This is a genomic window from Denitrobaculum tricleocarpae (assembly GCF_007004665.1).
Lineage (GTDB): Bacteria > Pseudomonadota > Alphaproteobacteria > Kiloniellales > Kiloniellaceae > Denitrobaculum > Denitrobaculum tricleocarpae.
This window is the reverse complement of the sequence record NZ_ML660057.1, coordinates 437,051-448,200: the sequence shown is the minus strand read 5'-3', so window position 1 is coordinate 448,200 and position 11,150 is coordinate 437,051. Positions and strand designations below refer to the sequence as shown.

Below are 11,150 nucleotides of genomic sequence, written 5' to 3'. Positions count from 1 at the left end.
AGAATGTGACGCTGGGGATCGACACTGTTCTGGATGCGGCCACGACGAACCGGACATTGAGCATCGACGAGGGTCTGACATTGGACGCCGACTTCATCTTGGCGGGCAGCGTGAACCGTTCAGCGCGGGTTGACTTCCGTGGCGAGCAGACGGTGGACGGGTCTGGCGAGATTGTTCTGAGCCGCGAGAATGCGCTGGATGAGGGCGGTGTTTTAAACACGGTGCGCTTTGCAGGCGTCTCGACGGGAGCGGAAACGCTGACGCTGGGTACCGATCTGACCCTGCGCGGGCAAGGCCGGATCGATACGGCGAACGCGACCGACGAAATCGATCTGAAAGGTGTCGTGCGCGCCGAGGGCGGGTTGCTTGAGATCGATGAGTTCGATGAGCTGGACGGGACACTTGGTGCCGCATCGGGGGCCGAGCTTGAGGTCGAGCAGGATCTGACGATGCTCGAGCAGGGTCGTTTGGAGATCGGGGTGACGAACGAGGGTGCCGGCCGGATCGATGTTCAGGGGGCTTTGAACCGCGCCGGGGTTCTGTCTCTGGACGTCGGAGACGACTTTGTCGCGACCCTGGGCGACAGTTTCGAGTTCGCGACCATCAGCGGGGGCATGACCGGGAGTTTCCAGGGTTTTGAGGGTTTCGATCTGGCGGGTGATCTGGCCTTTGTACTGGATGAGGCCGCCGACAGCCTCACCCTGCGCGTCTCGACAGACCAGGAGGCACAGGATGGAGGTTTCCTCACAATTGCTGATTTCATCCCGACTGACGAAAACATCATTTAGGTTCCAATGTACAAGAGATTAAACTTCATATCAGGCCTTCCTCGCTCCGGCTCGACATTGCTCGCGGCCATTCTTCGACAAAACCCACGAATCAGTGCCGAAATGAGTTCCCCCTTGGCGCCGCTCTTCAACGCCTGCTTAACCGGTATGGGCGCAGACAACGAGTTTTCGGTTTTCTTCAAGGAAGAGCAAAAGCGTTCAATCCTCGAAGGGGTTTTCGAGAACTACTACAAGCACCTGGATACCGCGGATGTCGTATTTGACACCAACCGTATGTGGGCCTCGCAGTTGACCGTTATCAAGCAACTTTTTCCTGAAACCAAGGTCATCTGCTGCGTGCGCAATCCCGCATGGATTTTGGATTCCGTCGAACGTCTTCTTCGCAAGAACGCATTAGATGTCAGTCGGCTTTTCGGAAACTCTGCCGAGAGAGCGACTGTGTTTTCGCGCGCAGAAACGCTGCTAAACCCCGGTCGTATGATTGGCTTCCCCTGGTCGGCTTTAAAAGATGCCTACTACAGTGCTGAGAGTGATAGTCTGCTCCTTGTCGATTACGAGCTTTTGGCCAGTCGGCCGCGCGAAGTCTTAGCCCTTATCTATGACTTTATCGGTGAACCTGCCTTCGAGCATGATTTCGAAGATGTTACTTATGAGCAGGAACAGTTTGATCAACAGTTGTTGACGAAAAATCTGCATACCGTGCGTGGCAAGGTGGAGCTAACGCCTCGTCAAAGCATTCTGCCGCCTGATCTCTTCAAGAGATGCCAAAACTTGGCCTTCTGGCACGATCCGAACGGTACCGCTGCTCATCGGATCGTTGTTGCGAAAGAAGACCCTCCCGCCGAGTCGAATTCTGGAGCGGAAGCAAAGAGTCGAGAGCCGATGCCTGATAGTGTCGTTTAAGACTGATCATGTATTTCCAAGCGGAGGCCAATTCAGAACACTTTAACGTCGAAGAGAGTGATGCTGGACAATATCAGATGCTTGCTATGACTGAACGGCGAGCATCTGATGACACTCACCTGTTGAAAATTTCGATGTCATGAGCCGCAGTTCCAACGAAGCCATCATCAAGAATGCTCTCAACGTTTGCACTTCGGCTTTCATGGGCGTGGGTGCTGTCAGCTTTGTTATCAACCTGCTAATGCTGACGGGACCAATGTTCATGCTGCAGGTTTATGACCGAGTGCTCACTAGTAGGTCTGTGCCAACCCTTGTGGCTCTTGCCGGTATTGTAGTTGGTCTCTATGCGTTTTTTGGAGCCCTGGAAGCGCTTAGAACAAAGATACTGATCCGCATCGGCTCGCGATTAGATACTCAGCTCTCCGGTGCGACATTCGAGCGTGCAGTGGCATTGCCGATAACGGCCGGGCGGCGTGCAGAGCGCCTGGAACCTATGCGTGATCTGGACTTGGTGCGGCAGTTCCTGTCCGGGCCGGGACCTTCCGCCCTGTTCGATATGCCCTGGATGCCAGTTTACTTAGGGGTCGTCTTTCTCCTTCACCCGGTCCTTGGATTAGTTGCTTTGCTTGGCATAGTCATACTCTGTGTTCTCATTGCCTTGAATGAAGCCTTTGCGCGCACCCCTTCAGCAAAGGCAGCAGCACAGTTGCTTAATCGCAATGCTCTAATTGAAGGAGCGCGACAAAACGCCGAGGTGGTCGCCGCTATGGGAATGATGCCTGGTTTGCGCGCGCGTTGGCTCAAAGAAAATCATTTGTATTTGTCCTTTCAGCGCAAAGCGTCGGATCGGGCGGCGGTTTTTGGCGCTCTCACGAAGACACTCAGATTCGTGATGCAGTCGTCGATCTTAGGAGTCGGGGCTTATCTTGCAATTCATGAAGCGATCACGCCGGGGGTCATGATTGCGGCCTCCATTATCACATCCCGGGCGGCAGCGCCAATCGAACAAGCTGTGGCCCAATGGCGTGGCTTTCTGTCAGCCCGCCAAGGGTTCAAACGGTTGAAGCAGGTGCTTGAATCCGGAGTATATTCCGGGCCCGAGACAGAACTACCACTTCCTGTTCGTGGTCTTGATATCGAGGGCTTGTTTATTGCCGCTCCCGGAGAAACCAAGTCTATTGTACAGAATGTCACGTTTTCTCTAAAAGCAGGAGAGGCACTTGGGGTCATTGGTCCGTCCGGCTCTGGAAAATCGACACTTGGGCGCGCACTGGTCGGTGTTTGGCCTGCCGCTCGTGGCTCAATCCGGCTAGACGATTCCGACCTGGATCAATGGGCCTCTGAGCGATTGGGAATGTCGGTGGGATATCTTCCTCAGGATATCCAACTCTTTGCTGGTTCTGTTGCCGAAAACATTGCTCGTTTTCAACCTGACTGGTCGTCCGAGCAGGTTATAGAAGCTGCCCGGTTTGCAAATGCGCATGACATCATCGCGCGCTTACCTGATGGATACGACACTGATGTTGGAGAGGGGGGCGTCATTCTTTCCGGTGGTGAACGTCAACGTGTCGCGCTCGCCCGAGCTCTTTATGGCGATCCTTTCCTGGTTGTTCTCGACGAACCGAATTCAAATCTCGATTCGGAAGGCGAAGCGGCTCTCACTCATGCGCTGCGGTTGCTGCAAGAAAGAGGGCGTATTGTCATTGTCATTGCGCATAGGCCAAGCGCCATTTCCGTTGTTGGCAAGTTGATGTTCATGAACAAGGGGCAGGTGGGTGCCTATGGACCGCGGGACAAAGTGCTCGAACAGATCCTATCGAAACCTGAAAGGGATAGTGCGAGTCTGAAGGTGGTGAGCGATGGATGACTCCGACGAAGAAGTTGCCTCGAGCCTGCGTAAACACATTTGCATCGCCTTTTTCCTTTCGACTCTCCTTATCGGCGGTTTAGGTGTTGCTACTGCGTTTATTGAGATCAGCGGCGCTGTTATAGCGCCAGGCCGTGTGGTCGTAGAGACGAATGTCAAGCGTGTGCAACATCAGGAAGGAGGTATTGTTCAGGAAATACTGGTACAGGAAGGACAGGTTGTAGAGGCTGGAGCGGTTCTGGTTCGTCTTGACGACACGCTTGTGCGGGCGAATTTAAGAATTATAGATACCAGGCTAAATGAACTCGGGGCATTGGAGGCTCGTCTAGAAGCTGAGGCTGGCAGTCACTCTCAATTAAAAGTGCCGAATTCGCTCGTTGCACAGATGTCTAACCCCGAGATTGCGGCGGTTATTGAAGGGCAGCGCCGGCTTCTTGAAGCAAGACGTGTCTCCAGGGATGGGCGTAAGGCGCAGCTTTCTGAACAGATACGCCAATTTGAAGAGCAGATTTCCGGTTTGGCATCGCAGCGAGATGCAAAAGGTCGCGAGATTGAACTCATTGTAAGTGAACTCGAGGACCTAGCTGGATTGATGATAAAAGGATTAGTACGCCGCTCGCGCATTGCGGCTCTTGAGCGGGAAGAAGCGAGAATTGAAGGAGAGCGAGGTGGGTTCATTTCTGAGATTGCGCGTGCAGGACAATCAATATCTGAGCGCAAGATCCAAATTTTGCAGATTGACGAGGAGACACGTGCAGAGGCTGTTGAACAACAGCAAAATGTACGCGCCGAGATTGCTGAACTTAGGGAGCAAAGACTGACGAGCGAAGATCAGCTACGCAGAACAGAGATCCGCGCGCCGAGGGCTGGATCTGTTCAGGGCCTTTCTGTTCATACCATAGGTGGGGTAATTGCCCCCGCCGAAGAAATTCTACTTATAGTGCCGCATGAGGATGTTCTCGTGATCGAAGTCGAAGTCGCGCCGACAGATGTGGATCAATTGGTCCTCGCACAGAAGGTTATTGTTCGTTTGCCAGGCTTCGACCAACGAACCACACCTGAGTTGCATGGAGAGATACTCACGCTTTCAGCAGATTTGATGGAGGACCCGACAACAGGACTTTCATTTTATCAAGCCAGGATCACTTTATCGGATGATGAAGTCTCAAGGCTCGGCGAGAAGCGCCTTGTATCTGGAATGCCGGTGGAAGCTTTTGTACAAACTGAGTCTCGCACGATTCTTTCATATCTATTAAAGCCGTTAACTGACCAGATTGCTTACGCTTTCAGGGAAGGGTAACAGTTCCTGAAGTTGGTCTTGTTGCAAAGAATATCATAGAAAAGAGCCACGTTGAATTTGGATGGAGTTCAGGCAGGGACGTTGAGTGACGGTTGGTAAATATGACCTCTAGCTTTGGACCTGATGCACCACGAAGCCAAGTATTGAGCCGGCCTCTTTGGAGATGAGCACAATCTCGGCGTTTTTAACAGTGACGTAGATTGTCTCCATCGAATCGAAGTCAAGGGTCAGGTTGATCAGGTGTTTTAGCTTGAGATGACCGTTTGTGAGTCGATTATTCAGATACTGGACCTGTGGGTGCAAACTTACATCCAGGGTCTCGCCACTATCTAACAGTTTCTAGGTTGCAGCTCCATAGCCAGGAATCTGAAGTGGAGTGATTGACGCCCGAATATAATGGTTGCTGTGCTTGAAGACTCTCGTCAGAAACCGTCCTTCCGCCTTGGTACTGCGAATGTGGATCTGCCTCCTGCCAACAGAGTTTGCTTGCACTTGCATCCAACTAAGACGCACGGTGATCTGAGTAGAGTCCAATCGCTGAGAAAAGTGCACAAAGTTGGTTGCGTGCCCCCGCAACCAAATCCTAAACGCAACCAAACACAATGACCCCCTCCGTGGGGCCTTTTGTATTTGGGTATGAGACAAGCTTTGAACCTGCGACCCTTGGGTATTCGGAGCAACCGTGAGCCCGCTGGGCTCGCGTAAGCATCTCATCGTGCCGAGGTCTTGCTGCGCGCGAGCAGATACGCCAATTGCCTTTCAGTCTCGATCGCTTCCGGTCGTACCGAGCGGACTTCGCGCAAAGCCCGCGTCGGTGAGAATCCGAGTTCAACCAGGAGGCAGCCTGCCAGGAGACCGCTGCGTCCATCGCCGGCCATGCAGTGTAGAGCGATGCTATTGCCACCGCGCAGTCTGTCGACGGCCCTGGAGAGGATGCGTTTCAAGCTGGCTTCCTGACCCGGCAGTGGCACACCAAAGTCGCGCAAGGGAAAGCGCGCGGTTTCAATAAGAATATCTTGGGCGGCATCGATAACGTCGTCGTAAGCAACGCATTCCAGTTCTTCATCCTCGATCAGACCGATTAACAACGCGACCTTATGTTCCAGTAGGCGTTGCATTTCGTGCGCCAACGTCGCTTCGCAGAGATCAAGACCGCCATCCTGTCTGATTACCAGCCCTGGAAACCCTGTAAAAACAATCTTGGCCCCCTCTTCAAGGCGGGGAGATAGGATAGAGATCGGTTGCATTGTCTCACCTAAGGCACGCAGTATCTTGACCGAATTTGCTGAGACAGCTACAGACAGGCCGGTCGAAAGGCAGAAGTCTCTTGCGTAGACGTCTAAACGCACGCTAGCACAGAGTGATTACATAAATTGGATGCTTTTCGCGTTTGGCAGCCCCTGCGCGACCTTCTTCGCGGTTGGCAGTGCTCCACGGTCAGCATCGCTGTGTAGAAATCGTTATGAGCTGAACTTTAAAGCGACCTCGAGTTTTATTGTGTTATTTTAGGAGATTAGCTATCCATTTTTAAATTGCAGTATATTTTGAGATTGTTTCCTGCTTTTTGTTCAATTAATATTGAAATATTGTTCTATGTAGTATTTAGGCTTTGCAGTTTTGTTTTATAGAAAGTTATGAAGATGCGATCAACGACAAGAAAGGTTCCACTGGATGCGCGAGAAGACGCGAGTTGATGCTATTTACGAAACACTCCGCGACCGCATCTGTTTAGGGCAGTATGGGCATGGCGATATGTTTTATGAGGCTGATCTGGGCCAAGAGTTCGAAGTTAGCCGGACTCCTATTCGCCAGGTTCTGCAAAGACTAGCTTCGGAAAAGCTGGCAGTTGTGCGAGCAGGCGTTGGCACCGTTGTCGCGGGGTGTTCTCCAGCGATTGTCAGGAGCTATCTTGAGATTCATAGCCGCCTGTTGGTATCTGTCGCTGAACTGGGCTTAACCGCCGATCCGGCGCCTTTGGAAGAAACGGCCGCATCCTTGTATTTCCGTGCGTCCAGGCTTGAGCGCAAGGCCGACCCGGAGCGGTTTTGGCTTGCGCTCAAGGATTTGCAGGAGCTGTCTAGCCGGTTAATCGTTGACGACCTGGTTCAGCATATGGATGAGATGCTGTTTTATCGCACCGCGCCGACCATCATGTTAGGCGCACGCGCGATGCCAAAGAAAGCGGCCGTGATACTCAAGCGGAATATTGATGCCATTGTTGATCCGGCCGAAGCGGGCGACTATCCGGCTCTCTTTGCAGCTCTCGGTCCTGGTATCAGACACTACGCGGAGTTGGTTTTCGACGAAGCCTAGCCTCGCATCCGGATGCTCGTCTCATATGCCAGATGGCATGGTCGCATAACTCCAAAAGGCGGTTTCGGACCTGCGCGCAAACCTGCGTTGTGTCCGGGGCGCCGGCAGCAGATTTCAGGCCCTTTTCCTATCTCACGGTTATTACATCTCGCGAAGCGCTTCGCCCTGATACTTTGCGATCGGCGACAGAAAGTAATCGAGGATACGCCGCTTTCCCGTTTTTATTTCAACTGTAACCGACATGCCGGGTCCGAGAGCGACGAGGCGATTTCCGATTTGAATATGCTCGCTCCTGAGTTCTGCGCGGATAGGGTAGACGAGACCCATGTGCTCTTTCTCGACGGCATCCGCGGAAATGTGTTTTATGTCTCCTGTGATCAGGCCGTATTTCGTGAAGGGGAAGCTTTCGATTTTGATTGCGACCTGCTGTCCGACCTCAATGAAGCCGATATCCTTGTTCAGGACGAAAGCTTCCACCTCGAGAGGCTGATCGTCCGGAACGATGCTGAGCAAGACCTCCGCAGGCGTCACGACGCCGCCTCTGGTGTTGACCTTCAACTCTTTGACGTGACCTGAAACAGGAGCCCGCAGTGAGCTCAGCGCTTCACGGGCGATAATTTTGTCCAGTTCGGACTTGGACTGCTGATATTTTTTCCGCGCTTGCAATAGCTGCTCCAGCAACTGGCTTCGCCAGGCCGTCACAGCCTCGTTCTGCTCACTGAGAATAGTCGAAACGCTGGCAGCCAGCTTCGTGGCGCGGGTTCGCTGAATCTCCAGGTTCTCCTGCATTTCGATCAGGTTGATACGGACGTTCATCAGCTCCAGTTTGCGAGTGACCCCCTTCTCGTAGAGGGTTGTCAGAGCATCGGCCCTTTCCTTGACCATAGGGATGATCAACTTGAGCTTTTTGATTTCCGACATAACCTCCCGTCTCTCCGCCTCGGCCGCTTTTTCGCGCGCCTGGAGCGTTTCCAGACGTTTCTGGAAGGCGGCGACGTCGGCCTTCAACTTGTTCCGGTGAACCTCCACCAGAGCCGGGTCGGCAGCGCCTGAAAATCGGAATGCGGTGGTTTCGCCGTCGATCAGTTTCAGAGCCGCGTCAAGCCGGGCCATTTCCAGGGCCGCTTCCAGGTTCTCACGCCGCATCTGCTTGATGTTCGCTTGGATTTCCGATGGGTCTAGTTCGATCAGGAGATGGCCTTGCGGGACATACTGGCCCTCTTCGACATGAATAGCTTCGATCACGGCGATTTCCTTGGGCTGGATCGTGTTTATCCGTCCGGAGGGGATGATCGAGCCCTGGGCGACCGCGACGATATCGAGCTTGCCGACGTAACTCCAAACGACGGCGCCCACGACAAGGGCCGCGATGAGGGCGGCGGACCATCGCAAGAAGCGCGATGCCGGTGTCTCGATGATCTCCAGCGCCGCGGGCAGGAACTCGAGTTCTTCCCGCTTGCGCTTGATCTGCGCCTTGGCCGCCAGATCTTGCTGTGCGCGGCGCCAGAAAAGCATGTGGCTCCAGATCCCCCGAAGCAGGCGAGAGGGCCAGGTGATGATCGCGGTTATCATGTCAGCCTACCTGTTGCTGATATAGTCTTGCGTATTGTCCGTCGAGTGCGAGCAATTCCTTGTGGCTGCCTTGTTCGGCGATTGCGCCTTTGTCCAGCACCACAATTCTGTCGGCCCGCCTGACTGTCGAGAGGCGGTGCGCGACGATGAGCACTGTTCTATTGGCACAAATGCTCTGCATATTCTCCTGGATGATACGCTCGGACTCATAGTCGAGCGCCGATGTGGCCTCGTCGAAGATTAGGACCGGGGGATTTGCGGCCAGGGCGCGGGCGATGGCTACCCGCTGCCGCTGACCGCCGGAGAGGTTGCTGCCGCGTTCTTCCAGAATGGTGTTGTAACCGTCTTTCATCTCGAGGATGAAATCGTGCGCGCCGGCGGACTTCGCAGCCGCGACAACCTGCTCGAACGGCATTGCAGGTTGCGCAAGAGCGATGTTCTCCCGGATGCTGGCGCGAAACAGAACGCTTTCCTGCAGGACGACGCCGATCTGCCGTCTGAGTTGGGCAGGATCGGTTAGCGCTATATCGGAGCCGTCGATAAGAACCCGTCCGCGTTCCGGAAGGTACATACGCTGAACCAGCTTTGTCAGAGTGCTTTTTCCGGATCCCGAACGGCCGACGATACCGATGACCTCGCCGGGTTGAATGCTGAGCGAGAGATCACGCACAACCTCAGGTCGGTTGGGTTCGTACCTGAAGCTGACGCGCTCAAAATCGATCCTGCCCGCAATAGACGGCATGACCGGTTTCGAGGGATCGCTGCCTGGCTCCCTGGGGCTGTTGAGAATGTCTCCCAGTCGTGCGACCGAGATACGCATCTGCTGAAAATCCTGCCACAGCTGCGCCAGGCGGATGATGGGGCCGTTGACCTGACCGGCGAACATGTTAAAGGCGATCAACTGACCGACGGTCATATTGCCGGCAATGACTTCCGTCGCGCCGACCCACAGGATTGCGACCATGACCGCTTTGGAGATCAGTTGCACGCCCTGGCTGCCAAGCGTGCTGATGACCACCGTGCGGAATCCGGCGCGCACGTAGGCCGCCAGTTGCTCTTCCCAGCGGTGACGCATCTGGGGCTCGATCGACATGGCTTTCAAGGTCTCGATGCCGGTGACCGTTTCCGTCAGGAACGACTGATTGACCGCGCCCCTTTGAAACTTCTCCTCAATTCGGTTTCTCAGGCTTGGCGTGATCAAAAGCGATAGAACGACAAAGAAGGGGATGCTGGCGACCACGATCCAGAACAGCGTCCTGCTGTAGTAGTACATAATCGCGAAAAAGATGGCAGTGAAAAAGGTATCGATTAAAACTGTGACCGAAGATCCCGTGAGAAAGTCGCGGATATTGTCCAGTTCCCTTACGCGCGCGACCGTCTGTCCAACCGGTCGTTTTTCGAAGTATCCGAGCGGCAGGCTTACCAGATGATCGAACAAACGGGCGCCCAATTCGACATCCACGCGGCTCGTCGTATGGGAGAAGATGAAGGTGCGCAGTCCGTTGAGCAGAACATCGAAGACTACGATCGCAAGCATTCCGAAGGCGAGGACATCCAGAGTGCTCAGGCTCTGGTGAACCAGAACCTTGTCAACCACGACCTGAAAAAACAGCGGTGACGCCAAGGCAATGATCTGGGTAAAGAGCGACGCGACAATCACTTCACCGAAGAGTTTACGGTATTTGACGATCGCCGGAATGAACCAGCGCAGATCGAAGGGGTGTTCGTCTGTCGGTACGGCAAGGCGGGTGGTTGCAAACAAAGCTTCGCCGGACCAGATCTGGCGCAGCTCTTCGCGCTGGATCTGCTGCGGCGGCTGGCCTGGAGCCTGAATCAGAACCTGATCCTCCTGACAGCGCGCCAAAACAAAGTACTCGCCGTTCTTATCCAGGGCGACCGCGGGCAAGGGCAGCTTGTCGAGGCGTTCGAACCTGCAGGTTCGCGCCTTGGCCTTCAGGCCCATTTTTTTCGCGGCCCGGACGAGGTGCATCATCTCGATCTGCCCGGTCGGCGAAAACTCATTCATGAGCTGTTGCGGGTCGCTCGTGACTTTCTGAAACGCCAGCAGCATGGAGAGGCAGATGTAGCCGCTATGGGGGAGGTCTTGTTTCGAGCTGCTCGCTGCGCTTCGTGCTCTCTCGAGTTTCATGATGCAGTTGCCTTTGGTCTTGAAGAGCGCATAACCCTGGCTGTCTTCACTCCGGTTGACCTGGTTGTGGGCGCATCCCGGCGCAGGAACCCGGAGCCGTGGGGGCGCTGGTGGACGCGCTCCAAGAGAAAGCCGTTCCGAAAAGAGCCGTTGCTGGAGAAGCGAGTCCCGAGAAGCGAAAAGGCAAAGACCCGTGTCCTAGGATCTTTGCCTGATCACAACTCGCCGCAACCGGTACGGAGGGGGCAGGTTTCATGC

The 11,150-nt window shown here is 54.4% G+C and carries 8 protein-coding genes; 5 read left to right on the top strand and 3 right to left on the bottom strand.

The window, feature by feature from the left end; translation table 11 throughout:
* From FKG95_RS29730 to FKG95_RS19035, 4 genes are all read left to right on the top strand, one after another.
* Positions 1-788, top strand: a 788-nt coding sequence (locus FKG95_RS29730) for a hypothetical protein (RefSeq protein WP_179954173.1), incomplete at its 5' end; no start/stop codon positions are given.
* 6 nt (positions 789-794) lie between these two features.
* A complete protein-coding gene (locus FKG95_RS19045) occupies positions 795-1,691 on the top strand; it encodes a sulfotransferase family protein (RefSeq protein WP_142897978.1) in 897 nt (298 codons plus the stop codon).
* Positions 1,692-1,830: 139 nt separating this feature from the next.
* A complete protein-coding gene (locus tag FKG95_RS19040; RefSeq protein WP_142897977.1) occupies positions 1,831-3,558 on the top strand; it encodes a type I secretion system permease/ATPase in 1,728 nt (575 codons plus the stop codon).
* Complete coding sequence (locus FKG95_RS19035) at positions 3,551-4,858, top strand: HlyD family type I secretion periplasmic adaptor subunit (protein WP_142897976.1); 1,308 nt, start codon at positions 3,551-3,553, stop codon at positions 4,856-4,858. Before FKG95_RS19040 ends, FKG95_RS19035 begins: the two co-directional genes overlap by 8 nt.
* 710 nt (positions 4,859-5,568) lie before the next feature.
* On the opposite strand, the gene FKG95_RS19030 is transcribed toward FKG95_RS19035, so the two are convergent.
* Positions 5,569-5,976 carry a protein-tyrosine phosphatase family protein gene (locus FKG95_RS19030; RefSeq protein WP_179954172.1) on the bottom strand — a complete coding sequence of 136 codons (408 nt, stop codon included), beginning with the start codon at positions 5,974-5,976 and terminating at the stop codon, positions 5,569-5,571.
* Between the two features lie 553 nt (positions 5,977-6,529).
* Between FKG95_RS19030 and FKG95_RS19025 the strand changes: the two genes are divergently transcribed.
* Positions 6,530-7,171 carry a GntR family transcriptional regulator gene (locus FKG95_RS19025; RefSeq protein WP_142897974.1) on the top strand — a complete coding sequence of 214 codons (642 nt, stop codon included), beginning with the start codon at positions 6,530-6,532 and terminating at the stop codon, positions 7,169-7,171.
* Positions 7,172-7,312: 141 nt separating this feature from the next.
* On the opposite strand, the gene FKG95_RS19020 is transcribed toward FKG95_RS19025, so the two are convergent.
* Positions 7,313-8,743, bottom strand: a complete 1,431-nt coding sequence (locus FKG95_RS19020) for an HlyD family type I secretion periplasmic adaptor subunit (RefSeq protein WP_142897973.1) — start codon at positions 8,741-8,743, stop codon at positions 7,313-7,315.
* 1 nt (position 8,744) lies between these two features.
* A complete protein-coding gene (locus FKG95_RS19015) occupies positions 8,745-10,892 on the bottom strand; it encodes a type I secretion system permease/ATPase (RefSeq protein WP_142897972.1) in 2,148 nt (715 codons plus the stop codon).
* Between the last annotated feature and the right edge of the window lie 258 nt (positions 10,893-11,150).